Origin of the sequence: Ancylobacter sp. IITR112, from assembly GCF_041415945.1 — a bacterium.
In the GTDB taxonomy this organism is placed as follows: Bacteria; Pseudomonadota; Alphaproteobacteria; order Rhizobiales; family Xanthobacteraceae; genus Ancylobacter.
Genome location: NZ_JBGCUS010000001.1, coordinates 3,037,333 through 3,060,577, shown reverse-complemented (window position 1 = coordinate 3,060,577; position 23,245 = coordinate 3,037,333). Strand labels below are relative to the sequence as shown.

Here is a 23,245-nt window from a genome sequence, read left to right as displayed (position 1 = left end):
CGCCGCCGGAGCGAACACGGGCCGGACCGATCGGATAGTAGCACCGGGCGGCCCGCTCCTGAATGACAGGACCGCGCGCCGCCCGCGTGTTCTTTAGCGTCTCAGGGCCTCGACGCCCGGAAGCGGCTTGCCCTCAAGCCATTCCAGGAAGGCGCCGCCGGCCGTCGACACATAGGTGAAGCGGTCCGCCACTCCGGCATGGTTGAGCGCGGCCACCGTGTCGCCGCCGCCCGCTACCGACAGAAGTCCGCCGGCGTCCGTGAGTTCCGCCGCCGCGCGCGCCACCGCCACCGTCGCGCTGTCGAAGGGCGGCAGTTCGAAGGCGCCGAACGGGCCGTTCCAGACGATGGTCTTCGCGTCCTTCAGCCGGGCCACGACGTTCTCCACCGAGGCCGGGCCGGCATCGAGCATCATCTCGTCCGGCCGGATGTCGTCGACCGAGGCGACGCGGTGCGGCGCGTGTGCCTTGAACTCGGTGGCGGCCAGCGCGTCGACCGGCAGCACGATGTCGCAACCGGCGGCCTTGGCCTTGTCGAGGATCTCCAGCGCCGTGCCGGCGAGGTCATGCTCGCACAGCGACTTGCCGACATCCTTGCCCTGGGCGGCGAGGAAGGTGTTGGCCATGCCGCCGCCGATCACCAGAATGTCCACCTTGGCGACGAGATTGCCCAAGAGGTCGAGCTTGGACGACACCTTGGCGCCGCCGACCACGGCGAGCACCGGGCGCTCGGGCTTTTCCAGCGCCTTGGCCAGCGCCTCGATCTCCACCTGCATGCAGCGCCCGGCAAAGGCCGGCAGCTTGTGGGCAAGGCCCTCGGTGGAGGCGTGGGCGCGATGGGCGGTGGCGAAGGCGTCGTTGACATAGACATCGCCGAGGCTGGCCAGCGCCGCCACGAAGTCCGGGTCGTTCTTTTCTTCGCGCTTGTCGAAGCGGGTGTTCTCCAGCAGCAGCACCTCGCCGGGCTGAAGCTCGCCCACTGCCGCCTCAGCCACCGGGCCGATGGTGGCGGGGGCGAAGGCGACCGGCTTGCCGAGGCGGCTCGCCACTTCCGCGGCGATGGGCGCCAGCGACAGCGCCGGGTCCTCCCCCTTGGGGCGGCCGAAATGGGCGAGCAGGATGACCTTGCCGCCCTTGTCGGAGATTTCGCGAATGGTGGGCAGCACGGCCTGGATGCGGGTGTCGTCGGTCACCCGGCCATTGTCGACCGGCACGTTGAGATCGACGCGCACGAGAACGCGCTTACCGGCGACATCGGCGTCGTCGAGGGTGCGAAAGGCGGAAGCCTCGCTCATGGTCTTCTCCCTGGAAATGTTGATCTTATCTGCGAAACGGCCGGACCTCCTTGGCGGGAGGCCCGGCCGGGCCGGCTGTTCAGATCAGCTTTCCGAGGGCGACCGCCGTGTCGGACATGCGGTTCGAGAAGCCCCATTCATTATCGTACCAGGACAGAACCCGGACGAAATTGCCTTCCAGAACCTTGGTCTGGTCGAGATGGAAGATCGAGGAATGGGGGTCGTGGTTGAAATCGGTGGAGACGTTGGGCTGGTCGGTGGTGCCGAGAATGCCCTTGAGCGGGCCGGCGGCGGCGGCCTTGATCGCCTCGTTGATCTCGTCCTTCGTCACCTTCTTCTTGGCGACGAACTTGAAGTCGACCACCGAGACGTTCGGGGTCGGGACGCGGATCGAGGTGCCGTCGAGACGGCCGGCGAGTTCCGGCAGCACCAGACCGACGGCCTTGGCGGCGCCGGTCGTGGTCGGGATCATCGACAGCGCCGCGGCGCGGGCGCGGTAGAGATCCTTGTGCATGGTGTCGAGCGTCGGCTGGTCGCCGGTATAGGAGTGGATCGTCGTCATGAAGCCGTGGTCGATGCCGACGGCGTCGTTCAGCACCTTGGCCACCGGCGCGAGGCAATTGGTGGTGCAGGAGGCGTTGGAGACGACGAGATGATCCTTGGTCAGCTTGTCGTGATTGACGCCATACACGACCGTGAGGTCGGCGCCTTCCGCCGGGGCGGAAACCAGCACGCGCTTGGCGCCGGCCGCGAGATGGGCGGCGGCCTTGTCACGGGCGGTGAAGATGCCGGTGCATTCCAGCGCGATGTCCACGCCCAGCGCGGTGTGCGGCAGCTCGGCCGGGTTGCGGACGGCGGTCACCTTGATCGGGCCGCGACCGACATTGATCGTGTCGCCGTCGACCGTCACCGTGCCGTTGAAGCGGCCATGCACGCTGTCGAAGCGGAACAGATGCGCATTGGTCTCGACCGGCCCGAGATCATTGATGGCGACGACCTCGATGTCGGTGCGGCCGGACTCGATGATGGCGCGCAACACGTTGCGGCCGATGCGTCCAAAGCCGTTGATGGCAACCTTGAGCGTCATGCGTTTATTCCCCAGGTAAGCTGTCTCATCACGATCCGCGCCCGGGCCTCATAGCGCGGCGAACGTTACGACACCAGACGCTCTTTTGACGCTGCTTGCTGGGCGCAGGGCTGGCGCATTGTGCATGCGCCAGCCGCATAGCTTGTCGCCCCTGGTTCAGCGCTTGAGGCGGCTGAGCGCGGTGGCGACCACGGCTTCGACCGTGATGCCGAAATGCGCGAAGACCTGCGGCGCCGGGCCGGAGGCGCCGAAGCCGTGCATGCCGACAAAGGCCGCGTCCGAGCCGACGATCTCGTCCCAGCCCTGGCGGATCAGCGCCTCGACCGCGATCTTCACCGGGGCCTTGCCCACCACCTGGCGGCGGCTTTCCTCGGGCTGGTTCAGGAACAGCTCGAAGCAGGGCACGGAGACGACGCGGGTCGGGATGCCCTGGGCTTCAAGCTGCTCGCGCGCCTTCATCACCAGCGACACTTCCGAGCCGGAAGCGAAGAGCGTGACCTCGGCTTCGTCGGAGGCTGCGGCGAGTTCATAGGCGCCGCGCGCGGTGAGGCAGCGCTCGGTGTCGTCGGTGCGCAGCAGCGGCAGGTTCTGGCGGGTCAGCGCCATCACGCTCGGCCCGGTCTTGTGCTCCAGCGCCAGCTTCCAGGCTTCCGCCGTCTCCACCGTGTCGCAGGGACGGAACACCAGCAGGTTCGGGATGGCGCGCAGCGCGGCGATCTGCTCCACCGGCTGGTGGGTCGGGCCGTCCTCGCCGACGCCGATCGAGTCATGCGTGAACACATAGACCACGCGCACGCCCATCAGCGCCGCGAGGCGGATGGAGGGGCGGCAATAGTCGGAGAACACCAGGAAGGTGCCGCCATAGGGGATGAAGCCGCCATGCAGCGCGATGCCGTTCATCGCCGCCGCCATGCCGTGCTCGCGGATGCCCCAGTTCACATAACGGCCGTCATATTTCGGCGGCTCGACATAGACCGAGGTGGCCTTGGTCTTGGTGTTGTTGGAGTGGGTGAGGTCGGCCGAGCCGCCGACCATCTCCGGCAGCGCGGCGGTGAGCGCTTCCAGCACGATCTCCGACGATTTGCGCGTCGCCACCGCGCCGCCATCGGCGCGGGCCTTGGCGATGACGCCGGCGATCGTCTCGCCGAGCTTGGAGGGCAGGTCGCCGCGCACGCGGCGCTCGAACTCGCCGCGCAGCGCCGCATCCGCCTCATTGAAGCGCTGGGTCCAGTTCTTGTGCGCCTGGCGCGAGCGCAGGCCGGCGAGACGCCACGCATCCAGCACGTCGCTGGGGATGACGAAGGGCTCGGCGTCCCAGTTCAGGAACGCGCGGGCGGCGGCGATCTCGGAGGCGCCGAGCGGGGCGCCGTGCACGGCATTGGTGCCGCCCTTGCTGGGTGCGCCATAGCCGATGGTGGTGCGGCAGGCGATCAGGGTCGGCTTGTCGCTGGTCTTGGCGGCCTCTAACGCGGCGAGGATGGCGTCGGGGTCGTGGCCGTCGACGCGAGTGGTGTTCCAGCCCGAGGCGGCGAAGCGCTCCAACTGATCGGTGGCGACCGACAGGGCGGTGGAGCCGTCAATGGTGATGTGGTTGTCGTCCCACAGCACGGTGAGCTTGTTCAGCTTCTGCCGGCCGGCGATCTCGATCGCCTCTTCCGAGATGCCTTCCATCAGGCAGCCATCGCCGGCGATGACATAGGTGTGGTGGTCGACGAGGTCCTCGCCGAACTGCGCCGCCATCATGCGCTCGGCGAGCGCGAAGCCGACGGAGTTGGCCAGGCCCTGGCCGAGCGGGCCGGTGGTGGTCTCGACGCCGACCGTGTGGCCATATTCGGGGTGGCCGGGGGTGCGCGAGCCGAGCTGGCGGAAATTCTTGATGTCGTCGATGCTCATGCCCTCATAGCCCGTGAGATAGAGCAGGGCGTAGAGCAGCATCGAGCCGTGGCCGGCGGAGAGGATGAAACGGTCGCGATCCGGCCAGCGCGGGTCGGTCGGATCGAATTTCAGCACCTTGCCGAACAGGACGGTGGCGACATCCGCCATCCCCATGGGCATGCCGGGATGGCCGGAATTGGCGGCTTCGACGGCATCCATGGCCAGTGCCCGGATGGCGTTGGCCATGCGATCGTGCTTCTCGCGGTTCGACATGAGGACGGATGTCTCCGAGGCAGATGGGTTGCTGTGTCAGGGCGCGACGTTTCGGTGCCGCAGGCCGGGCGGCGTTGCTCCCGGGCGGGCCAGCTCAGCATGCGGGCGGGGCTGGCGAGTGATAGCACCACCGGGCGCGGTGTCAAAGACAGGGCTGTGACGCATGCGAGATAACCGGCCGCGCGGGAGCGCCGGGAGGCGGCGGATGGCGGCAGCCGATGGCGCGCCCGTGCGGCGAAGTTGACGCTGTCTCGCCCCGCAGGCTCAATATTGCCGGATTCGTTCCGCGATGAATGGTTGACCGATGGGCAGGAGCCGGCCTCTCCCGCAGGCCCCGCCCCCGCTTCCCGCCCGTGCCGGGCGAAACGATGGAGATGTCATGAACGCGCCTGAGGCGGGCGAAACGACGAGCGCCGTGGACGCCGCTCTGCGCCGCTTCGACAGCGCGGTCGAAGCCCTCGAAAGCGCGATCGAACGCCGGCTGGAGGTGGAACGCCAGGAGGCGGCTCTCGCCCAGCAACTGCATGTGCTCGGCGCCGACCGTTCGCGCCTCGCCGACGCGCTGGACGGCGCGCAGGCCCGCGCCGACCGGCTCGACAGCGCCAATGAGGAAGTCGCGCGCCGGCTGGGCAGTGCCATGGAAACCATTCGCGCGGTACTCGCCGCGCAGGAACGCTGAGGGACGGCAATGGCCTATGTGACCATCAGCATTGGCGGGCGCGCCTATCGCATGGCCTGCGACGACGGCCAGGAAGACCATCTCAGCGGCCTCGGCGAGGAGGTGGACGCGCGCATTGAGCAGTTGCGGGTCGCTTTTGGCGAGATCGGCGACCAGCGTCTCAGCATCATGGCGGCGATCACCATCGCCGACGAGCTCAGCGAGGCGCGCCGGCGCATCCAGGCGCTGGAGCACGATGCGACAGCCGAGCGCGCCGCCCGCAGCGCCGCGACCCGCCGCGCCGACGAGACCGAGGCGCGGGTGGCGCGCGGCGTCACCGCCGCTGCCGAGCGGCTGGAACGGCTGACCCGCGAACTCGGCACCAGCCCTTCGGGCGGCGTCGGCATGGGCTGAACGCCCGGCGGCGAGGGCGTCGGCACCCCGTCGATCTGCGCGCCCGCACGGCCCGGCGGGCGCCGGCCGGGCTTGACGCGGCCGGCCGCGCAGCGCACAGGAGCATACCGTTCCGCGGCTTCCGACTGCGCTTCATCTGGAATTCGACATGATCCGTACTCCCCTGATGACCGTCATGGTCCAGGCCGTCCGCAAGGCCGGCCGCTCCCTGATTCGCGATTTCGGGGAGGTCGAGAACCTGCAGGTATCGCTCAAGGGCCCGGCCAATTTCGTCTCCAACGCCGACCGCAAGGCCGAGCGCATCCTGCAGGACGAGCTCTCCAAGGCGCGGCCGAATTTCGGCTTCATCATGGAGGAGAGCGGTGAGATCGACGGGGCCGATGAGAGCCATCGCTGGATCATCGACCCGCTCGACGGCACCACCAATTTCCTGCACGGCATTCCGCTGTTCTGCGTTTCGCTGGCGCTGGCGCGCGACGGCGTGCCGGTGGCGGGCGTGATCTACAACCCCGTCACCGACGAACTCTTCGTCGCCGAGAAGGGCGCGGGCGCCTTCATGAATGACCGTCGCATCCGGGTGGCAGCGCGGCGTGGCCTCGCCGACGCCGTGGTCTGCTGCGGCCTGCCGCATATGGGGCGCGGCGACTTCGCCCAGTTCGGCCGCGAATACGCCGCCGTCGCGCCGAAGGTCGCGGGCCTGCGCCGCACCGGCACCGCCGCGCTGGATCTCGCCTGGGTCGCCGCCGGCCGCTTCGACGCCTTCTGGGAGCGCGGGCTCAGCCCCTGGGACATGGCGGCGGGCATCGTGCTGGTGCGCGAGGCGGGCGGCTATGTCTCGGACCTCGACGGCGGCGACAAGATGTTGGCCAAGGGTGACATCATCGTCGGTAACGATACGGTGCGGCGCGACCTTTTGGCGCTTGTGAGCAAAGCGTAGAGAAAGACGTAACGGTAGAGACATAAGGGTTTTTCTTAAGGTCTCTGCCGCGTTCCTTTTCCCTGCGTCTGTGGCATAGTCCGGCCCGAGGGGCGGTCTTTCGGGCCATCGCCGTCCTTCACAGGGACGGCCGACGGCATGAGCGCTACCGATTCATTTCATAAATTGTCATCGCCCCGCATCTTTCTGGTGCGGATGTTCGTGTTCATCCTGCTGTGCGTGGCGTTGGCCTCCATTCTGCACGAGCCGATCTGGCGCGCCTTCCTCAATAATCCCGGCCTGAACGGCGTCATCTTCGGCGTTCTGTTCATCGGCATCATCTTCGCCTTCCGCCAGGTGCTGCGCCTGCTGCCGGAAGTCGAGTGGGTGAACAGTTTCCGCATCGCCGATCCCGGCCTCGAAGTGCGGCAGGCGCCGGTGCTGCTGGCGCCGATGGCGGCGCTGCTGGGCGATCGCGTCGGGCGCATGTCGATCTCCCAGGCGACGATGCGCGGCATCCTCGAATCCATCGGCACCCGCCTCGATGAGGCGCGTGACCTGCTGCGCTATCTCACCGGCCTGCTCGTCTTTCTCGGCCTGCTCGGCACCTTCTGGGGCCTGCTGGAAACGGTGAGCTCGATCGCCCGGGTGATCGGCGCGCTGGATGTCGGGCCGGAATCCGGCTCTGTGCTGGACACGCTGAAGACCGGCCTCGCCGCGCCGCTGGGCGGCATGGGCATCGCGTTCTCCTCCTCGCTGTTCGGTCTTGCCGGCTCGCTGGTGCTCGGTTTTCTCGACCTGCAGGCCGGGCAGGCGCAGAACCGCTTCTACATCGACCTCGAAGACTGGCTGTCGACCACGGTGGAGGATCTCGGCACCGAGGCGGCCCGCGTCCGCGGGCCGGTTCCGGTGCCCGCGCCGATGCCGGCGACGCCGATCGGTCCGCTGCCGCTGCCCCCGCCCGTGACGCCCGCGCCGGATTTCAGCGATCTTGCCGCCGCCATAGCGCGGCTTGAGCGCACCATGACCGAGGCCGGCTCGCAGCGCGTCACCTCGGCGATGGCCCATCTCGCCGAGAGCCTGCAGGGCCTCGTCCAGCACATGCGCAGCGAGCAGCAGATGGTGCGCGACTGGGTGGAGGCGCAGGCCGAGCAGCAGCGCGACATCAAGCGCCTGCTGGAGCGCCTGGCCGAGACCAAAACGGACCGCGAGAGCGCCTGATGGCCCTGGGACGTTCCCGCCGTGGCGAGCGCCACATCGACTATTGGCCCGGCTTCGTCGACGCGCTGTCGACGCTGCTGCTGGTGTTCGTGTTCCTGCTGTCGGTTTTCGTGCTGGCGCAGTTCGTGCTCACCCAGGAGATCGGCTCCAAGGACGACGCGATGGCGCGGCTGCAGGCGCAGATCCGCGAACTGACCGACCTGCTGGCGCTGGAGCGGGCCAACGACGCCGAGACGGACAGCCAGATGGGCGCGCTGCGCGCCAGCCTGCTGCGGCTGGAGCAGGAGCGCGACGTGCTGCGCGATGCTGCGGCGGCCGTCGCCAGCCCGGAGGAGATCGCCTCCGCCCAGAGCCGCAGCGCGGAACTCGCCCGCCAGCTCGGCGATGAAAAGGATGCCGCCGCCTCGGCCGCGGCGCAGATCGCCATTCTCAACCAGCAGATCGCCGCGCTGCGCCGGCAGATCGCGGCGCTCGAACAGGCGCTGGAGATTTCCGAACAGAAGGACAAGGAGAGCCAGTCGCGCCTTGCCGATCTCGGCCGGCGGCTCAACGTCGCTCTCGCCCAGCGCGTGCAGGAACTGACCCGCTACCGCTCGGAATTCTTCGGGCGGCTGCGCGCCATTCTCGGCGACCGGCCGGATGTGCGGGTGGTGGGCGACCGTTTCGTTTTCCAGTCTGAAATCTTCTTCGATCCTGCCGCCGCGCAGTTGCGGGACGACGCGCTGCCGGCGCTGGACAAGCTCGCGAGCGCGCTGATCGAGCTGGAAAAGCAGATACCGGATGATCTCCCCTGGGTGCTGCGTGTCGACGGGCATACCGACAATCGCCCCATCGCGACGCCGCTCTACCCCTCCAACTGGGAGCTTTCGGCCGCCCGCGCCATTGCGGTCGTCCAGTATCTCGCGCAACGCGGCGTGTCGCCCCAGCATCTCGTCGCCGCCGGCTTCGGCGAGTACCAGCCGATCGATTCCGGCAGCGACGACGAGGCCCGGGCGCGCAATCGCCGCATCGAGCTCAAGCTCACCGAACGCTGAGGCCCGGCGATGAGCGAGCCGCACGCCCCCCTGCTGATCGGCTTCGACTGGCGCCACATGCCGGAAATGACCCATTTATGGGTTGAAGCCTGGCAGGAGGCGTTACCGGAAATCGACTTCGAGGCCCGCCGCGGCTGGCTGTGCCACCGCATCGGCACGCTGATCGAGGAGGGGGCGGTGATCGACCTCGCCCAGGCGGAAGGGCCGGGCGGCGGCCCGGGCACGTTGCTCGGCTTCGTGTCGGTGAATCCCCGCACCGGCTATGTCGACCAGCTCGTGGTTCATCCCGACCATTGGGGTACTGGGGTGGCGGGCGCGCTGATCAGGGCCGCCGCCGCCCGCTCGCCGCGCCGTCTCGTGCTCGATGTGAACGAGCAGAATGAGCGCGCGGTGCGCTTTTACGAAAAGGCGGGGTTCGTCGTGACCGGCCACGGGGTGAACCCCACCTCCGGCCGCCCGACGCTGCGGATGGAGCGCACGGGCGGCTGAGCGTCGGAACGACCCGCGAAGTCCGGTCGGCCCCTGTCAGCGCGAGGCGTTGACCGGCGGGGTGGCGGTGACGCGCCAGACCGTGTTGCCGGCATCGTCGGCGATCAGCAGCGCGCCGGTCGCGTCTACCGCGACACCCACCGGCCGACCGCGCGCCTGCCCGTCTTCATTGAGGAAACCGGTGACGAAATCCTCCGCCGGCCCGCTGGGGCGGCCGTTCTCGAACGGAACGAAGATCACCTTGTAGCCACTGAATTCGTCGCGGTTCCAACTGCCGTGCAGGCCGATGAAGGCGCCGCCCTGGTAGCGCGGGGCGAAGGCGGTGCCGGTGTAGAAGTCGAGCCCCAGCGCCGCGACATGCGAGCCGAGCGCGTAATCCGGCACGAGGGCGCGCTCGACGAGATCGGGCCGCTCGGGCTTCACCCGGGGATCGACATGCTGGCCGTAATAGCTGTAGGGCCAGCCATAGAAGCCGCCCTCCTGCACCGAGGTGAGGTAGTCGGGAACGAGATTGGGGCCGAGTTCGTCGCGTTCATTGACCACGGTCCAGAGCGCGCCGGTCGCGGGGTTGAAGGTCAGGCCGTTCGGGTTGCGCAGGCCGCTGGCGTAAAGGCGCTGGCGCCCGCTCATCCGGTCGACCTCATGAATGGCGGCGCGGTTCTTCTCGGCCTCCATGCCCCGCTCGCTGGCATTGCTGTTGGAGCCGACGCCGACATAAAGCAGGTTGCCGTCGGGGCTGGCGACGAGGCTCTTGGTCCAGTGGTGGTTGATCGGTCCGCCCGGCAGATGCGCCAGCAACTCGCCAGGCGCGGTGATCTGGGTATCGCCCTCATTATAGGGGTAGCGCATGATCGCGTCGGCATGGGCGACATAGAGATCGCTGCCGACCAGCGCCACGCCGAAGGGCGAGTTCAGATTGTCCAGGAAAACGGTACGCTCCTCGGGGGTGCCGTCGCCATTGGCGTCGCGCAGCAAGGTGATGCGGTTGCTGTCGCCGCTATCGCTGCTGCCGCCGACCCAGGTCTCCACCCAGCCGCGCACGAGGCCCTTGGGGTGGCGGATCGGCTTGCCGCCCGGGGCCTTCGATTCGACCACGAGGATGTCGCCATTGGGCAGGGTGTAGAGTTCGCGGGGATGCTCAAGGCCGGTCGCCAGTGCCTTGATGCTATAACCCTGGGGGACGGTGGGCGTTTCACCCTCCGACCAACCGATGATCTCGGCGATCTTCATGGTCGGGAACAGGCCGAGCTGTGGCTCCGGGAGAATGGGGTTGGGGCCGGTCTGCTGCTCCACGGTGATGCGGTCCTGCGCCAGCGCCAAGGGCGTGAAGGAGAGCAGTCCGAGTGCGGCGGCAATGCAGGGGATGAGAGGCGTTGTCCGGCGGTTCATCGGGGAGCACCTCCGCTGCGGGGATGGGCGACAAGGACATAAGCCGCCGCGGCGGCGGCGAGAAAGGCGAGCACGGTGAGAGCCGACAAGGCGAGGCCCCAGGGCACCACCGAGGACCAGGCGTCGCGCGTGTGCACCAGCATGTTGAAGGTCGCCAGCACCATCGCGGCGAGATAGGCGAGCACATAGGCCGGCATGCCGGCGCGAAGACGCAGCGCCGGCCGCATCAGCAGTTCCACCAGTCCGGCGATCGCCACCAACCAGGCCAGGATGGCGCCGGCGCTCACCAGCCAAGCAGAGAAGTCCGCCCACATGGTGTTGACGGTCGCCCAATAGGCGAGATCGGTCAGCAGCCCGGTGGTGAGACAGGTGGCTGGAATGAGCATGAGGAAAGGGTGGAGAGGCGGAGCAAGGATGCGCGCCGCCGGCGCCTCGATAACGGCCATGTGCGGTCTCCCATTCTGAGAACGACAAGGCAGGGCGGCATGGCCTGACCGCTGGGCTTAGCAACGACGCTTAGCAACGACGCTTAGCAACGCCGCTTAGCAACGCCGCTTGGCGGCGGAGCCTGCCGACGCGCATGCCCTTTCGACTGCCACCGGCTGCCTGTCTCCCTCGACAATGCGGGAGTGGCGCGATGGTTCAGGCGATCGGACGAAAGCGCGGCGAAAGGACGACGGATTGCGGGCCAAGCGGCCGGGCTCGTCGCGGCGCCTGTCGTCGCCGCGTGCCGGGGCGCTGGCGACGGCTTTGAGAGGCGGAGGGGGCAGGAGCGCCGCCCCCGCCCGCGTCAGCTTTCCGGCGCGGGCTCGCCGAACTGCAGCGCCGCGAGGCGCGCATAGAGCCCGCCGCGCCCGACAAGGCTGGCATGGGTGCCTTCCTCGACGATGCGCCCGGCTTCCATGACCAGGATGCGGTCGGCGGAGAGGACGGTTGCCAGACGATGGGCGATGACGAGGGTGGTGCGGCCCTGCATGGAAAGGTCCAGCGCCTGCTGCACCAACGTCTCGCTTTCGGCGTCGAGTGCCGAGGTGGCCTCGTCCAGCAGCAGGATCGGCGCCTGGCGCAGAATGGCACGGGCGATGGCAATGCGCTGGCGCTGGCCACCCGACAGAGTGACCCCGCGCTCGCCCACCGGCGTCTCCCAGCCCTCGGGAAGGCGGGCGACGAACTCGTCGGCGCGCGCCAGCCGGCCGGCCTCCTCCACTTCCGCATCGGTGGCGCCGGGCCGGCCGAGGCGGATGTTCTCGCGGATCGAGGTGGCGAAGATGGCGACATCCTGCGGCACCAGCGCGACGCGCCCGCGCACCGCCTCCGGGTCCGCCGCCGCGATGTCCACACCGTCCACCTTCACCCGGCCGGCGACGGGATCGTAGAAGCGCAGCAGAAGCTGGAACAGCGTGCTCTTGCCCGCCCCCGAGGGGCCAACAATAGCGACGCGCTCGCCTGGCTTCACCGCGAAGCTTACCCCGTCCAGCGCCGGCAGGTCCGGCCGCGCGGGATAGGCGAAGGCGACATTTTCGAAGGCCACCGCCCCGCGCGCCGGTTCGGGCATCGCCACGGGCGCGGCGGGGGGCGCCACTTTCGGCTTTTCCGCCAGCAGTTCGGCGATGCGCTCGGTGGCGCCGGCGGCCTGCGAAATCTCGCCCCACACCTCGCCGAGCTGGCCGAGCCCGCTCGCCGCCAGCACCGCATAGAGCACGAACTGGCCGAGCGTGCCGGCGCTCATGTCGCCGGCCAGCACCGCATTGGCGCCGGCCCACAAAATCCCGACCACGCTGGCGAAGACGAGGAAGATGCCAATGCCGGTGAGCCACGCCCGTGCCCGCACGGCGTTGCGGGCGGCGTCGAAGGCGTGTTCGACCTCGCCGGAAAACAGGCGCGAGGCGGCGCCCTCGGCGGTGTTGGCCTGCAGGCTGCGCACCGAGCCGATCGCCTCGGCGGCATAGGCGGAGGCTTCCGCCAGCGTGTCCTGCGCCCCGCGCGAGCGCCGGCGCACGCCGCGCCCGGCGCCGATGAGCAGCGCGACGATGACCGGAATCGCCACCAGCAGCGTCGCCGCCAGCCAGGGGCTGGTGATGACCATCATGATGGTGGCGCCGATGAACAGCAGGATGTTGCGCAGCGCGATGGAGGCGGAGGCGCCGACCGTCGACTTGATCTGCGTCGTGTCGGCGGTGAGCCGCGAGATCAGCTCGCCCGACTTGGCGCTGTCATAGAAGGCGCCGTCGAGGGTGAGGAGATGGGCGAAGACCTGTGAGCGCAGATCGGCGACGATGCGCTCGCCGAGCGTCATGACGAGGTAGTAGCGCGCGGCCGACGCCAGCGAGAGCACCGCGACGACACCGATCATGACGGCGAAATAGCGGTCGATGAAGCCGGCATGGCTTTCGTCGAAGCCGAAGTCGATCATCCGCCGCACCGCGATCGGTACCACCAGCGTGGCGATGGCGGCGACGATCAGCGCGGTGAGAGCGGCGAGCGCCCGACCGCGATAGCGCAGGAGATGCGGCCATAGCGCCATCAGCGGCTTGAGGCGCGGGCGGCGCGAGGCGGGCTTGGGCGAAAGCGCGGGCGTGTCGGCGGCGGCATCGGTGGAAGACGTGGAGGCGGCTTGTGTCACGGGCATGTCTCGGTTATAGAGCCGCTCGGATTTCCGGCAGGATCGTTTTGTAGATCGCCGCATGGCTCCCGCGAGGGGCCGGCCTGCGGCGGCTGAGGATGCTACCCATGAAGAGCGACATCCATCCCGACTACCACTTCGTCAAGGTGGTGATGACGGACGGCACCGAGTACACGACCCGGACGACTTGGGGCAAGGAGGGCGATGTCCTCCAGCTCGATATCGACCCGACCTCGCACCCGGCCTGGACCGGCGGCTCCGGCCAGCTTCTCGACCGCGCCGGCCGCGTGTCCAAGTTCCAGAAGAAGTTCGCGGGCTTCCTCAAGGCCTGATCGGCCGGGGAGGGGCGCCCTCACAGGGCGCTGCGCGACATAACGACATCAACCCTCGCGCCGGACACGGCCCTGCGCGAGGGTTTTCGTTTGCGTGGGTTTTGCCACGGGCGAGGCGGCGCCGCCCAGCACGGTCAACCCCGCTCGAAGGCGCGGCGGAGCTGACCGATCTGCCCGGCGACGACATTCGGTCGCAGGCCGGTGTTTTCCCCTGCGGAAGGTGCGGACAGGGCGGCATCGAACTGCGCGATGTGTCGCTGCAGCTCGAAACTACGCTGGATCAGCCGCGTCAGCGGGTCCGGCAACAACGCTTCCGCGTCGATGTCGCGCAGCGGACCCGTCAGGTCGATCTTGGCGGCTTCACGCCGGGCGGTGGCTTCCGCCATCTCGCCGTCGGCGACCGCGCGGCGCAGCAGCAGCCAGGAGGCAAGCTGCATCAGCCGGGTGGACAGCCGCATGCTCTGCTGCGCATAGGCGGCGAGCCGCCCGCGCGGGAGCGCGGCGCTGGCCGCGCGGCCCTCTCCGTCGAGATAGGCGGCGGTTTCCTCGACCAGCGCCATGCCTTCCTGAAACAGCGCGAAAAAGGCGGGCGAGGCGAGGCGCCGTTCGGCAAAGCGGATCATCTCGGCCGAGGGGGCAGACCCTGCCGCGCGGGGTCCGGCTTCGGCGCCCGGCCTGTCGTTCCCGTCCGAATCTTCCCGGAAGCTGCCCATGGCGGCGAAACCCTCACTGGCGCCTGATGGCGCCCGACGGCTTCGTCTGTCGCGCAGCGGCGGCGCGCTGTCCAGCCGGCCGCGGCAGATTCGGCAGCGGCAGGTTGCCCGGTGTGGAATAGCGGGGAGAAAAAAGAGCCGCCCGGCGGGCGGCTCGTAAAGTGGTAGACAGGGATGCGTCAAACAGAGTGGACAGAGGCCACTCGCGGTCAAAAAGGACCGGCGCCAGTAATAGGTCGGAAACCTTAATCGCGGGTTAAGACCTCAGCGCTTGAACACGTTCTCGGCGGCGAGGCGTGAGGCGCGCTTGGCCTCCAGCGCCCGCCTCAGCCGCTCGATTTCACCGCCGAGCTGGGCGATGCGCTCCTCGATTTCGGTTTCCGAGAGGGCGGAAATATCGGCGCCCACCGTGTGAGCGGCCGGCTTCACCGACGGCGTCACGGCCGGAAAAAGCTCATCGTCGATCGCCATGGTCGGGCTCCTCTCCGGTGTCGGCATCGGGTGTCTGCATGCGGCGGGCGAGCTTAGTCGCGCCCGCCCGCGGTTGCCAGCGCTGGCGGCTTGACCTAGGACGGACGGGACATTCGACAGGATGAGGACGACGCCGTGACCGAGCTGCCCGCCACCATGACCGCCATCGGCCTGCCCACGCCGGGCGGGCCGGAAGCCCTGGTTCCCGTGGAGCGGCCGGTGCCGGCGCCCGGCGCGGGCGAGATACTGGTCAAGGTCGCGGCGGCGGGTGTCAACCGGCCGGATGTCATGCAGCGCAAGGGGCTCTATCCGCCGCCGCCCGGCGCCTCCGACATTCCCGGACTGGAGATCGCCGGCGAGGTGGTGGCGCTCGGCGAGGGCGTGACGCGCTGGACGCTCGGCGACAAGGTGTGCGCGCTGGTCTCCGGCGGCGGCTATGCGCAGTATTGCCTGGCCGATGAGGGCTCGGCCCTGCCGGTGCCGGCGGGTCTGTCCATGGTCGAGGCGGCGGCACTGCCGGAGACCTTCTTCACCGTCTGGACCAATGTGTTCGACCTCGCCGGCCTCAAGCAAGGCGAGCGGTTCCTCGTGCATGGCGGCACCTCCGGCATCGGCACGACGGCGATCCAGCTCGCCAAGGCGTTCGGCGCGACGGTGTTCACCACCGCCGGCAGCGCCGAGAAGTGCGAGGTCTGCCGCCAGCTCGGCGCCGATGTCGCCATCGACTACAAAAGCGAGGACTTCGTCGCCGTGGTGAAGGAAAAGACCGGCGGCAAGGGCGTCAACGTCATCCTCGACATGGTGGGCGGCTCCTATATCGCCCGCAATTACGAGGCCGCCGCGCCGCAGGCCCGGCTGGTGCAGATCGCCTTCATGGAAGGCTCCAAGGTGCAGATCGACTTCATGCGACTGATGCTCAAGCGGCTGTCGCATATGGGCTCCACCCTGCGCTCGCGGCCCAAGGCGGAGAAGGCGGCGATCGCCGCCGCGCTGGCGGAAAAGGTGTGGCCGCTGGTCGCCGCCGGCATGGTGAAGCCGGTGATGGACCAGACCTTTCCGCTGGAAAAGGCGAGCGAGGCCCATGCGCGGATGGAGACCAGCGCCCATATCGGCAAGATCATGCTGAGCGTGGGCTGAGGTTTCTCCCTCGCCCCTGACGACCACAAGGCCGAGCCGGGATCGGCGCCATGTCGAGCGATCCCGGCGCATCGCCGCGCGTCGGCCGGGACGGCGGGGCGCTCACCGAAAGCTGTTCGGGCCCTTCCATCTGCCTCTGGCAATTTGCCCGGGGGCGTCCTAGATTTGTCACGCGGGGCTGCGAGGTTCGTCAGGAGAACATATTCCCCGGGGCCTTATCGATCTCAAAGGGAGCTGTCCCTGACCGGACCCGTGGGTCCGGACAAACGGCGCCCACCTACGTTGTAGGTTCCCGGGATCGATCCTCCAACGGCCATTGTGGCTCCGCACTCATTCATCATGCCGCTTGTGACCGACTCCCAACTCGACAAGGCCAGCCTTCGCACCGTGGCGCTCGCCCGGCGGGCGGCGCTTGAGCCTTCCGTCCGCGCGGAGGCGGCGGAGGCGGCGGCGGCGCATGCCATGGACTGGCTGGGCGAGGTGAGCGGCGAGGTGGTTTCCGTCTTCGCGCCCATTGGCGGGGAGATCGACACCGCCGCGCTGGTGCGGCGCCTGCGGGCGGCGGGGGCGCAGGTCGCGCTGCCCATCGTGCGCGAGATCGGCAAGCCGCTGCTGTTCCGCCTGTGGGAACCGGGCGTCGCGCTGACGCCGAGTGCCGGGCCGGGGCGCATTTCCATTCCCGCGCCGCCGGAAGAGGCGCCCGCCGTCTCGCCCGACGTGCTGGTGGTGCCGCTCGCCGGTTTCGATGCGCGCGGCAACCGGCTGGGCTATGGAGCCGGCTTCTATGACCGCACGCTCAGCCTGCTGCGCCGGGCCAAGCGTATCGAGGCGCTGGGCTATGCCTTCGCGGTGCAGGAGCTGCCCGCCGTGCCTGCCGAGGCGCATGACGAGCGGCTCGACGCCATCGCCACGGATGAAGGCGTCGTGCGGCCGGCGGAGGATTGACGATGCGCCTTCTTTTCCTCGGTGACGTGGTCGGACGTCCCGGCCGGCAGGTCGTGCAGGAGCATCTGCCGCGGCTGCGCCGGGAATGGGCGCTGGATTTCGTGGTCGTCAATGGCGAGAACGCCGCCGGCGGCTTCGGCATCACCGAGGCCATCTATGAGGAGTTTCTGGAGGCCGGCGCCGATGCGGTGACGCTCGGCAACCACGCTTTCGATCAGCGCGAGGCGCTGGTGTTCATCGAGCGCGCCCCGCGCCTCGTCCGTCCCGCCAATTATCCGGCCGGGACGCCCGGACGCGGCGCGGCGCTGATCGAGGCGAATAATGGCGCGCAGGTGCTGGTGGTCAACATGATGGGCCGTGCCTTCATGGAGCCGCTCGACGACCCCTTCGCCGCCATCGACCGCGAACTCGACGCCGCTCCGCTCGGGCTGGTGGCGGACGCGGCCATCGTCGACTTCCACGCCGAAACCACCAGCGAGAAGCAGGCCTTCGGCCATTGGTGCGACGGGCGGGCGAGCCTCGTCATCGGCACCCACACCCATGTGCCGACCGCCGACCACCGTATCCTGCCCGGCGGCACGGCCTATCTCACCGATGTCGGCATGTGCGGCTGCTATGACGGCGTGATCGGCATGGACAAGGAAGAGCCGCTGCGCCGCTTCACCCGCAAGATCGGCTCGTCGCGTTTCGAGCCCGCGGCTGGCCCGGGCACGCTGTCGGGCCTGGCGGTGGAGACCGATGCCACGGGGCGGGCCGTGGCGGTGGCGCCGGTGCGGATCGGCGGCAGTCTGAGCGCGGCGGTGCCGGACTTCTGGTAGCCCCCCGCTTTACGCAAGCCCGCCCTGTCGCCTATAAGCCGCGCACCTTTATTCTCTCAGGCATTCGACACGGCCGGGCCTCAGGCCCGCCCGGGGTGACGTGGAGGCGGCCATGGCCGGGCATTCGCAATTCAAGAACATCATGCACCGCAAGGGCAAGCAGGACGCGGTGCGCTCCAAGCTGTTCTCCAAGCTGGCGCGTGAAATCACCGTCGCCGCCAAGCTCGGCATGCCCGACCCCGCGATGAACCCGCGCCTGCGCGCCGCCGTGCTGGCGGCCCGCGCGGAAAACATGCCCAAGGACAATATCGACCGCGCGATCAAGAAGGCGCTGGGCGGCGATTCCGAGAATTATGACGAGATCCGCTATGAGGGCTATGGCCCCGGCGGTGTCGCCGTGATCGTCGAGGCGCTGACCGACAACCGCAACCGCACCGCTTCGGAAGTGCGCTCCTACTTCACCAAGTCCGGCGGCGCGCTGGCGGAGACCGGCGCGGTATCCTTCATGTTCGACCGCATTGGCACGGTGGAGTTCGACGCCGCCAAGGCTTCGGCCGACGATATGCTGGAAGCCGCCATCGAGGCGGGCGCGGACGACGTGACCTCGGACGAGAACGGCCATGAGGTCGTGTGCTCTGTGGAGAATCTGCACGAGGTCGCCCGCGCGCTGGAGGCCAAATTCGGCGAGCCGCGCAAGTCCGGCCTCGTCTGGCGGCCGCAGAACACGGTGGCAGTGGACGATGAAGTGGCGGAAAAGTTGATGCGCCTCGTCGACAACCTCAACGACAATGACGACGTGCAGAACGTCTATGCCAATTTCGAGCTCTCCGACGCCTTCATGGCGAAGATGGGCGGCTGAGCGGCGCGCCGCTCACCGCCCGATCAGCGGGTCGAACAGCGGCAGGCTGATGAGGGCGGCGAGGGCGATCACCCAATAGGCGGCGACGCGGTAGTGCCGGTCGGACGCGCCACGGAAGGCACGCGCGCCCATGAAGAGCCCGGCGGCATAGGCGGGCCCGAGAAACAGGGTGAGGCGACCGACCTCGGCGGTGAACAGGCCGCCGAGCGCATAGGAACTGCCGGTCGCCAGCGTCACCAACGCGAAGAAGCCGAACAGATTCGCCCGCACCAGCGCCGCGGGCTGGCCGCTGCCAAGCCAATAAACCACAACGGCGGGACCGGACATCTGCGCCGCGCCGCCGCAGAAACCGGCGACGGCGCCGACACCCAGCGTCGCCGGCAATGTGTGCCGGCCCGTATGGCGCCAGCCGGACGCCAGCAGGCCGAGCAGCCCGAGGCCGAGACCGGCGAGCGCCCAGCGCAGCGCCAGCGGGTCGGTGTGCTGCAGTACCCAGACCCCGGCGGGCACCGCCACCACCGCCCCAACGGCCAGCGGCGCGACCTGCCGCCAGATGCAGGCGCGCAGCGCCGGCAGGACGAAGGGCAGCGTCATCAACGTGTCGATGACGAGAAGCGAGGGGGCGGCGACGCGCGGACCATAGGCGGCGCTGACCAGTGGCACGAAGATCAGCGCCCCGCCAAAGCCGGAAAAGCCGCGCGTGACGCCGGCGATAAGCGCGGTGAGAAAGGCCCAGGCCAGGGCGGGATCAACGACCATATACCAACCGGGGACGGCGCACGCCGCCGTGGCCTGCGTCCGTAGAGCTAGACCCGTGCCGGGATGCCGTCAACACGACCCGCGATCGAAGGAGCCCATCCATCGGATTTCGCGAACGTGGCTATTCGCAAAACGCATTTGTGCCGACGGGTCGCGCACGCCACATTCCCCCCAACACGTCGCCCGCCATTCCGGGCACCCCTTTTCGCGCGCCTGTGCGGCGCGGGAGCCCTGCTCATGACCAAGTCCGCTTCTGCGTTGATGCCGGCTAGCGCGGCCGAACTCTCATTGTCCGACCGCCTCGTCGGCGCCGGCTGCGCGCTGCTCGCCATCGCCATCTGGGGCGGCTGGATCGTTTCCACCCGCCATGCCGTGCACGGGCATCTGCCGCCGGCGACCATTGGATGGCTGCGCTTCATCGTGCCGGCGGTGGTGCTCGCCCCCGCCTGGTGGCGCGTCGGCCTGTGGCCGAAGACGGCATGGCGACCTTTCCTGTTGTGCTTTCTCGGCGCCGGAGCCTTCTTCTTTCTCGATGTCGCCACCGCCATGCGCTTCGTGCCGGCGGCGGATGTCGGTCCGCTGCTGCCCGGCACCATGCCGCTGATCGTTGCCGCCATCTCGGTGCTGGTGTTCCGCGAGCGGCTGGGCACGGCGCGGGCGATCGGCTTCGCCGCCATCGCGCTCGGCGTGCTGACACTCGGCGGAAGGGGGCTGCTCTACCCGCAGGACGGCGCCTGGCGCGGCCATGCGCTGCTGCTGGCCGGGGCGACGATGTGGGCCGGCTACACGCTGGCCTTCCGCCGCACCGGGCTGAAGGCGACGGAGACGGTGGGTTTGATCGGCTTGTGGTCGACGGTTGTGCTCACGCCTTACGGCCTCCCCGGTGTGATCGACGCGGTCCACAGCGGCTATGGCCGGGAAATCCTCTTCCAGCTTCTCATCCAGGGCCTGCTGTCGGGTGTCGTCGCGCTGGTTGCTTTCGGCATCGCCATTGAGCGGCTGGGCTCCTCGCGCGCCGCCGCCTTCACCGGGCTGGTGCCGGCGCTGGCGGCGCTGATCGCCGTGCCGGTTCTGGGCGAGCATCCCGACACGGCGGCAATCATCGGCGTGGTGGCGACCGGGGTGGGGGTAACGCTGGCGAGCGGCGCCTTTACCGGCGGGCGCTGATGCCGTGCGCGTTAACCGCGCGTTCACCATGACCGGTCTTGGCTCTCGCCTGTGGGGTGCGGCCCCTAGGCGTTCGTCCTTTGTTCGGGTACGCCCTAGGGCATGGTGCCGTCGCCGATTCGCATTCTCGGGCTCGATCCGGGCCTCCGCCGCACCGGCTGGGGGGTGATCGAGGCTGCCGGCACGCGGCTGAGCTTCATCGCCTGCGGCACAGTAATGCCGCCGGACGAGGGAAGTCTCGCCGAGCGATTGGCCTGCCTGCACACCGGACTGATGCAGGTGCTGCGCGCCTACGCCCCCGATGAGGCGGCGGTGGAGGAAACCTTCGTCAACGTCAACCCGGCCTCGACGCTCAAGCTCGGCCAGGCGCGCGGCGTGGTGATGCTGACCCCGGCGCTGGCCGGTGTGCCGGTGTCCGAATATGCAGCGCTGCTGGTGAAGAAGACCGTGGTCGGCGCCGGCCGGGCGGAGAAGGCGCAGATCCGGCTGATGATGAAAATCCTGCTGCCGCAGGCCGATTTCACCACCGACGACGCGGCGGACGCGCTTGCGGTGGCGGTGACGCACGCGCAGCATCGGGGCATGGCGGCGATGAAGGCGCAAATGGCGGCAAAAGTGCCGCCGAAGCTCACGGCAAAGGCGGCGGCACGATGATCGGCAAGCTCAAGGGCCTCGTCGACTTCTATGGCGACGACCATGTGATCCTCGATGTGCAAGGCGTGGGCTATCTCGTCCACTGCTCCGGCCGCACGCTGCAGGCACTGCCCAAGGTCGGCGAGGCGGCGGTGCTGTTCATCGAAACCTTCGTGCGCGAAGACATGATCCGGCTTTACGGCTTCGCCACGCCGGCGGAAAAAAGCTGGTTCCTGCTGCTGCAGAATGTGCAGGGCGTCGGCTCCAAGGTGGCGCTCAACGTGCTCTCGACGCTTTCCCCGGCCGAACTCGCCAATGCAGTGGCGCTCGGTGACAAGGTGATGGTGGCGCGCGCCAATGGCGTCGGCCCCAAAGTGGCGGCGCGCATCGTCGCGGAACTGAAGGACAAGGCACCGGGCTTTGCCAGCGTCGATCCGGCGGTGGCGGGCCTCGCCGCGCAGATCGAGGACCGGCAGGCGCCTGCGCCGGTGGCGGATGCTGTGTCGGCGCTGGTTAATCTGGGCTACGCGCAGGTCCAGGCGAGCGCGGCTGTCGCCGCCGCGCTGCGCGAGGCCGGCGAGGGCGCCGATACGGCCCGGCTGATTCGCCTCGGGCTGAAGGAACTGGCGCGATGATGCTGCGCTTCACCAGCGCCTCCCGTGGACGCGGGGCGGGGCAGCCGCGGCCCTGGCCGTGGCAGGCGCGCATTCCGGCGATGATCTTCGCCTATGGCGGGGCCATTCTCGCCGTTCTCACCATCGAGCGGCTGATGCATAGCGCGGCTTCCGCGACCTATGCGGCGATCGCGGTGGTGCCGGGCGGAGTGGTCGCAGGCGTCTGCGCCTTCGCGCTCTCCTTCCGGCCGCGCGCGCCGCTGTTCGTGCTGGCGGCCGCTGTGGTGGTGGCGCTGCTGCCGCTCGCCGTCATCGTGCTGTCCTATGATTTTCGCGAGTTCCGCCCGCTGGTCGAGCAGCGCGCCCTGCTGCTGGCGCCCATTCTCGCCGCCTCTGTGGCCCTCGCCACCGGCGTGCTGATCGCCGGCGGGGTGTTTCCTCCGCGCGAGCGGGAGACAGGGCGATGAACGCAAAGCGCCTCGTTGCCCCCGACAAGCGCGAGGAAGATCTCGCCGAGGCGTCGCTGCGGCCGCAGAACCTCGCCGAGTTCGTCGGGCAGGAGCAGGCGCGGGCCAATCTCGACATCTTCATCAAGGCCGCCAAGGCGCGCGGCGAGGCGCTGGACCATGTGCTGTTCGTCGGCCCGCCGGGGCTGGGTAAGACCACGCTGGCGCAAATCGTGGCGCGCGAACTCGGCGTCGGTTTCCGCTCCACCTCCGGCCCGGTCATCGCCAAGGCCGGCGATCTCGCGGCGCTGCTGACCAATCTCGAAGAACGCGATGTGCTGTTCATCGACGAGATTCACCGTCTCAACCCGGCGGTGGAGGAAATCCTCTATCCCGCCATGGAGGATTATGAGCTCGACCTGATCATCGGCGAGGGGCCGGCCGCGCGCTCGGTGAAAATCTCGCTGTCGAAATTCACCTTGGTGGGGGCGACCACACGCTCCGGCCTGCTCACCACGCCGCTGCGCGACCGCTTCGGCATCCCGATCCGGCTGAATTTCTACACCGTCGAAGAACTGGAACTGGTGGTCACGCGCGGCGCGCGGGTGATGGGCATCCCCATCGCGAAGGATGGCGCCCGCGAGATCGCCCGCCGGGCGCGCGGCACGCCGCGCATCGCCGGCCGGCTGCTGCGCCGGGTGCGCGACTTCACCCTGGTGGCGGGCAAGGAGATCATCGACCGCGCCGCTGCCGACCACGCGCTGCGGGCGCTGGAGGTGGACGGGCTCGGCCTCGACCAGATGGACCGGCGTTACCTCACCGTGGTGGCGATGAATTATGGCGGCGGGCCGGTGGGGGTGGAAACCATCGCCGCCGCGCTGTCCGAGCCGCGCGACGCCATCGAGGAAATCATCGAGCCCTATCTGGTGCAGCAGGGCTTTCTCCAACGCACCCCGCGCGGGCGCGTGCTGACCGCCCATGCCTTCAAGCATCTCGGCCTCGCCGCGCCCGCGAGCGTCAACCAGATGCCGCTGTTCGACGAGGGCGGCGAATAAGCGGGCAGCACCATCGACGCGGCC

The 23,245-nt window shown here is 68.9% G+C and carries 25 protein-coding genes and 1 other RNA gene; 17 read left to right on the top strand and 9 right to left on the bottom strand.

Annotation, left to right across the window (positions count from 1 at the left end):
* Positions 1 to 93 precede the first annotated feature (93 nt).
* From pgk to tkt, 3 genes are all read right to left on the bottom strand, one after another.
* On the bottom strand, positions 94 to 1,293 hold the full coding sequence (gene pgk, locus AAC979_RS14605; protein WP_371347599.1) for a phosphoglycerate kinase: 1,200 nt from the start codon (positions 1,291 to 1,293) through the stop codon (positions 94 to 96).
* A 79-nt stretch (positions 1,294 to 1,372) separates the two neighbouring features.
* Positions 1,373 to 2,380, bottom strand: a complete 1,008-nt coding sequence (gene gap, locus AAC979_RS14600) for a type I glyceraldehyde-3-phosphate dehydrogenase (protein ID WP_371347598.1) — start codon at positions 2,378 to 2,380, stop codon at positions 1,373 to 1,375.
* A gap of 156 nt (positions 2,381 to 2,536) precedes the next feature.
* Entirely contained in the window at positions 2,537 to 4,528 is a 1,992-nt protein-coding gene (tkt, locus tag AAC979_RS14595; protein ID WP_371347597.1) for a transketolase, read from the bottom strand.
* Positions 4,529 to 4,907: 379 nt separating this feature from the next.
* On the opposite strand from tkt, the gene AAC979_RS14590 reads away from it, so the two are divergent.
* From AAC979_RS14590 to AAC979_RS14565, 6 genes are all read left to right on the top strand, one after another.
* Entirely contained in the window at positions 4,908 to 5,207 is a 300-nt protein-coding gene (locus AAC979_RS14590; RefSeq protein ID WP_371347596.1) for a DUF4164 domain-containing protein, read from the top strand.
* Between the two features lie 9 nt (positions 5,208 to 5,216).
* A complete protein-coding gene (locus AAC979_RS14585) occupies positions 5,217 to 5,600 on the top strand; it encodes a cell division protein ZapA (RefSeq protein ID WP_371347595.1) in 384 nt (127 codons plus the stop codon).
* A 148-nt stretch (positions 5,601 to 5,748) separates the two neighbouring features.
* A complete protein-coding gene (locus tag AAC979_RS14580) occupies positions 5,749 to 6,537 on the top strand; it encodes an inositol monophosphatase family protein (RefSeq protein WP_371347594.1) in 789 nt (262 codons plus the stop codon).
* A 138-nt stretch (positions 6,538 to 6,675) separates the two neighbouring features.
* Complete coding sequence (locus AAC979_RS14575) at positions 6,676 to 7,737, top strand: flagellar motor protein MotA (protein WP_371347593.1); 1,062 nt, start codon at positions 6,676 to 6,678, stop codon at positions 7,735 to 7,737.
* Positions 7,737 to 8,771 carry a peptidoglycan -binding protein gene (locus AAC979_RS14570; RefSeq protein ID WP_371347592.1) on the top strand — a complete coding sequence of 345 codons (1,035 nt, stop codon included), beginning with the start codon at positions 7,737 to 7,739 and terminating at the stop codon, positions 8,769 to 8,771. The genes AAC979_RS14575 and AAC979_RS14570 overlap by 1 nt, the downstream gene beginning before the upstream one ends.
* A 9-nt stretch (positions 8,772 to 8,780) precedes the next feature.
* The gene (locus tag AAC979_RS14565) at positions 8,781 to 9,260 is read left to right on the top strand and encodes a GNAT family N-acetyltransferase (protein ID WP_371347591.1); all 480 of its coding nucleotides are present in this window, start codon (positions 8,781 to 8,783) and stop codon (positions 9,258 to 9,260) included.
* Positions 9,261 to 9,296: 36 nt separating this feature from the next.
* Here the strand turns inward: AAC979_RS14565 and AAC979_RS14560 are convergent, their stop codons facing one another.
* The 3 genes from AAC979_RS14560 to AAC979_RS14550 all read right to left on the bottom strand — a co-directional run bounded on the left by AAC979_RS14560 (position 9,297) and on the right by AAC979_RS14550 (position 13,278).
* Positions 9,297 to 10,649 (bottom strand): sorbosone dehydrogenase family protein, encoded by a 1,353-nt coding sequence (locus AAC979_RS14560; RefSeq protein ID WP_371347590.1) that lies wholly within the window; start codon positions 10,647 to 10,649, stop codon positions 9,297 to 9,299.
* The gene (locus AAC979_RS14555; RefSeq protein ID WP_371347589.1) at positions 10,646 to 11,095 is read right to left on the bottom strand and encodes a DUF2231 domain-containing protein; all 450 of its coding nucleotides are present in this window, start codon (positions 11,093 to 11,095) and stop codon (positions 10,646 to 10,648) included. The genes AAC979_RS14560 and AAC979_RS14555 overlap by 4 nt, the downstream gene beginning before the upstream one ends.
* A 344-nt stretch (positions 11,096 to 11,439) precedes the next feature.
* The gene (locus AAC979_RS14550; protein WP_371347588.1) at positions 11,440 to 13,278 is read right to left on the bottom strand and encodes an ABC transporter transmembrane domain-containing protein; all 1,839 of its coding nucleotides are present in this window, start codon (positions 13,276 to 13,278) and stop codon (positions 11,440 to 11,442) included.
* Between the two features lie 101 nt (positions 13,279 to 13,379).
* Here AAC979_RS14550 and rpmE point away from each other — a divergent pair, with 101 nt between their 5' ends.
* Positions 13,380 to 13,604 carry a 50S ribosomal protein L31 gene (gene rpmE, locus AAC979_RS14545; protein ID WP_244450624.1) on the top strand — a complete coding sequence of 75 codons (225 nt, stop codon included), beginning with the start codon at positions 13,380 to 13,382 and terminating at the stop codon, positions 13,602 to 13,604.
* 134 nt (positions 13,605 to 13,738) lie between these two features.
* Here rpmE and AAC979_RS14540 read toward each other — a convergent pair whose 3' ends face one another.
* Positions 13,739 to 14,227 (bottom strand): DUF1465 family protein, encoded by a 489-nt coding sequence (locus tag AAC979_RS14540; RefSeq protein WP_371347587.1) that lies wholly within the window; start codon positions 14,225 to 14,227, stop codon positions 13,739 to 13,741.
* Positions 14,228 to 14,581: 354 nt separating this feature from the next.
* On the bottom strand, positions 14,582 to 14,788 hold the full coding sequence (locus AAC979_RS14535) for a DUF1192 domain-containing protein (RefSeq protein WP_371347586.1): 207 nt from the start codon (positions 14,786 to 14,788) through the stop codon (positions 14,582 to 14,584).
* A 135-nt stretch (positions 14,789 to 14,923) separates the two neighbouring features.
* Here AAC979_RS14535 and AAC979_RS14530 point away from each other — a divergent pair, with 135 nt between their 5' ends.
* The 5 genes from AAC979_RS14530 (at position 14,924) to AAC979_RS14510 (ending at position 18,547) form a co-directional block, all read left to right on the top strand.
* The gene (locus AAC979_RS14530) at positions 14,924 to 15,925 is read left to right on the top strand and encodes an NAD(P)H-quinone oxidoreductase (RefSeq protein ID WP_371347585.1); all 1,002 of its coding nucleotides are present in this window, start codon (positions 14,924 to 14,926) and stop codon (positions 15,923 to 15,925) included.
* Between the two features lie 172 nt (positions 15,926 to 16,097).
* Positions 16,098 to 16,254: non-coding RNA, 6S RNA (ssrS, locus tag AAC979_RS14525), on the top strand.
* Positions 16,255 to 16,264: 10 nt separating this feature from the next.
* Positions 16,265 to 16,870 (top strand): 5-formyltetrahydrofolate cyclo-ligase, encoded by a 606-nt coding sequence (locus AAC979_RS14520; protein WP_371347584.1) that lies wholly within the window; start codon positions 16,265 to 16,267, stop codon positions 16,868 to 16,870.
* 2 nt (positions 16,871 to 16,872) lie between these two features.
* Complete coding sequence (locus AAC979_RS14515; RefSeq protein WP_371347583.1) at positions 16,873 to 17,688, top strand: TIGR00282 family metallophosphoesterase; 816 nt, start codon at positions 16,873 to 16,875, stop codon at positions 17,686 to 17,688.
* 112 nt (positions 17,689 to 17,800) lie between these two features.
* Positions 17,801 to 18,547 carry a YebC/PmpR family DNA-binding transcriptional regulator gene (locus tag AAC979_RS14510; protein ID WP_371347582.1) on the top strand — a complete coding sequence of 249 codons (747 nt, stop codon included), beginning with the start codon at positions 17,801 to 17,803 and terminating at the stop codon, positions 18,545 to 18,547.
* A gap of 12 nt (positions 18,548 to 18,559) precedes the next feature.
* On the opposite strand, the gene AAC979_RS14505 is transcribed toward AAC979_RS14510, so the two are convergent.
* A complete protein-coding gene (locus AAC979_RS14505; protein ID WP_371347581.1) occupies positions 18,560 to 19,306 on the bottom strand; it encodes a TSUP family transporter in 747 nt (248 codons plus the stop codon).
* A gap of 237 nt (positions 19,307 to 19,543) precedes the next feature.
* Here AAC979_RS14505 and AAC979_RS14500 point away from each other — a divergent pair, with 237 nt between their 5' ends.
* The 5 genes from AAC979_RS14500 (at position 19,544) to ruvB (ending at position 23,221) form a co-directional block, all read left to right on the top strand.
* Positions 19,544 to 20,473 (top strand): DMT family transporter, encoded by a 930-nt coding sequence (locus AAC979_RS14500; RefSeq protein WP_371347580.1) that lies wholly within the window; start codon positions 19,544 to 19,546, stop codon positions 20,471 to 20,473.
* 102 nt (positions 20,474 to 20,575) lie between these two features.
* The gene (gene ruvC, locus AAC979_RS14495) at positions 20,576 to 21,127 is read left to right on the top strand and encodes a crossover junction endodeoxyribonuclease RuvC (protein ID WP_371347579.1); all 552 of its coding nucleotides are present in this window, start codon (positions 20,576 to 20,578) and stop codon (positions 21,125 to 21,127) included.
* The gene (ruvA, locus tag AAC979_RS14490; protein WP_371347578.1) at positions 21,124 to 21,741 is read left to right on the top strand and encodes a Holliday junction branch migration protein RuvA; all 618 of its coding nucleotides are present in this window, start codon (positions 21,124 to 21,126) and stop codon (positions 21,739 to 21,741) included. Before ruvC ends, ruvA begins: the two co-directional genes overlap by 4 nt.
* The gene (locus AAC979_RS14485; RefSeq protein WP_371347577.1) at positions 21,738 to 22,187 is read left to right on the top strand and encodes a hypothetical protein; all 450 of its coding nucleotides are present in this window, start codon (positions 21,738 to 21,740) and stop codon (positions 22,185 to 22,187) included. The genes ruvA and AAC979_RS14485 overlap by 4 nt, the downstream gene beginning before the upstream one ends.
* Positions 22,184 to 23,221: a Holliday junction branch migration DNA helicase RuvB gene (gene ruvB / locus AAC979_RS14480; RefSeq protein ID WP_371347576.1), complete on the top strand. Its 1,038-nt coding sequence runs from the start codon at positions 22,184 to 22,186 to the stop codon at positions 23,219 to 23,221. The genes AAC979_RS14485 and ruvB overlap by 4 nt, the downstream gene beginning before the upstream one ends.
* Positions 23,222 to 23,245: the final 24 nt, after the last annotated feature.

Coding starts and splice junctions, on each gene's coding strand:
- pgk (WP_371347599.1), bottom strand. CDS start 1,293: ATGAGCGAGGCTTCCGCCTTTCGCACCCTCGACGACGCCGATGTCGCC.
- gap (WP_371347598.1), bottom strand. CDS start 2,380: ATGACGCTCAAGGTTGCCATCAACGGCTTTGGACGCATCGGCCGCAAC.
- tkt (WP_371347597.1), bottom strand. CDS start 4,528: ATGTCGAACCGCGAGAAGCACGATCGCATGGCCAACGCCATCCGGGCA.
- AAC979_RS14590 (WP_371347596.1), top strand. CDS start 4,908: ATGAACGCGCCTGAGGCGGGCGAAACGACGAGCGCCGTGGACGCCGCT.
- AAC979_RS14585 (WP_371347595.1), top strand. CDS start 5,217: ATGGCCTATGTGACCATCAGCATTGGCGGGCGCGCCTATCGCATGGCC.
- AAC979_RS14580 (WP_371347594.1), top strand. CDS start 5,749: ATGATCCGTACTCCCCTGATGACCGTCATGGTCCAGGCCGTCCGCAAG.
- AAC979_RS14575 (WP_371347593.1), top strand. CDS start 6,676: ATGAGCGCTACCGATTCATTTCATAAATTGTCATCGCCCCGCATCTTT.
- AAC979_RS14570 (WP_371347592.1), top strand. CDS start 7,737: ATGGCCCTGGGACGTTCCCGCCGTGGCGAGCGCCACATCGACTATTGG.
- AAC979_RS14565 (WP_371347591.1), top strand. CDS start 8,781: ATGAGCGAGCCGCACGCCCCCCTGCTGATCGGCTTCGACTGGCGCCAC.
- AAC979_RS14560 (WP_371347590.1), bottom strand. CDS start 10,649: ATGAACCGCCGGACAACGCCTCTCATCCCCTGCATTGCCGCCGCACTC.
- AAC979_RS14555 (WP_371347589.1), bottom strand. CDS start 11,095: ATGGCCGTTATCGAGGCGCCGGCGGCGCGCATCCTTGCTCCGCCTCTC.
- AAC979_RS14550 (WP_371347588.1), bottom strand. CDS start 13,278: ATGCCCGTGACACAAGCCGCCTCCACGTCTTCCACCGATGCCGCCGCC.
- rpmE (WP_244450624.1), top strand. CDS start 13,380: ATGAAGAGCGACATCCATCCCGACTACCACTTCGTCAAGGTGGTGATG.
- AAC979_RS14540 (WP_371347587.1), bottom strand. CDS start 14,227: ATGATCCGCTTTGCCGAACGGCGCCTCGCCTCGCCCGCCTTTTTCGCG.
- AAC979_RS14535 (WP_371347586.1), bottom strand. CDS start 14,788: ATGGCGATCGACGATGAGCTTTTTCCGGCCGTGACGCCGTCGGTGAAG.
- AAC979_RS14520 (WP_371347584.1), top strand. CDS start 16,265: ATGCCGCTTGTGACCGACTCCCAACTCGACAAGGCCAGCCTTCGCACC.
- AAC979_RS14515 (WP_371347583.1), top strand. CDS start 16,873: ATGCGCCTTCTTTTCCTCGGTGACGTGGTCGGACGTCCCGGCCGGCAG.
- AAC979_RS14510 (WP_371347582.1), top strand. CDS start 17,801: ATGGCCGGGCATTCGCAATTCAAGAACATCATGCACCGCAAGGGCAAG.
- AAC979_RS14505 (WP_371347581.1), bottom strand. CDS start 19,306: ATGGTCGTTGATCCCGCCCTGGCCTGGGCCTTTCTCACCGCGCTTATC.
- AAC979_RS14500 (WP_371347580.1), top strand. CDS start 19,544: ATGACCAAGTCCGCTTCTGCGTTGATGCCGGCTAGCGCGGCCGAACTC.
- ruvC (WP_371347579.1), top strand. CDS start 20,576: ATGGTGCCGTCGCCGATTCGCATTCTCGGGCTCGATCCGGGCCTCCGC.
- ruvA (WP_371347578.1), top strand. CDS start 21,124: ATGATCGGCAAGCTCAAGGGCCTCGTCGACTTCTATGGCGACGACCAT.
- AAC979_RS14485 (WP_371347577.1), top strand. CDS start 21,738: ATGATGCTGCGCTTCACCAGCGCCTCCCGTGGACGCGGGGCGGGGCAG.
- ruvB (WP_371347576.1), top strand. CDS start 22,184: ATGAACGCAAAGCGCCTCGTTGCCCCCGACAAGCGCGAGGAAGATCTC.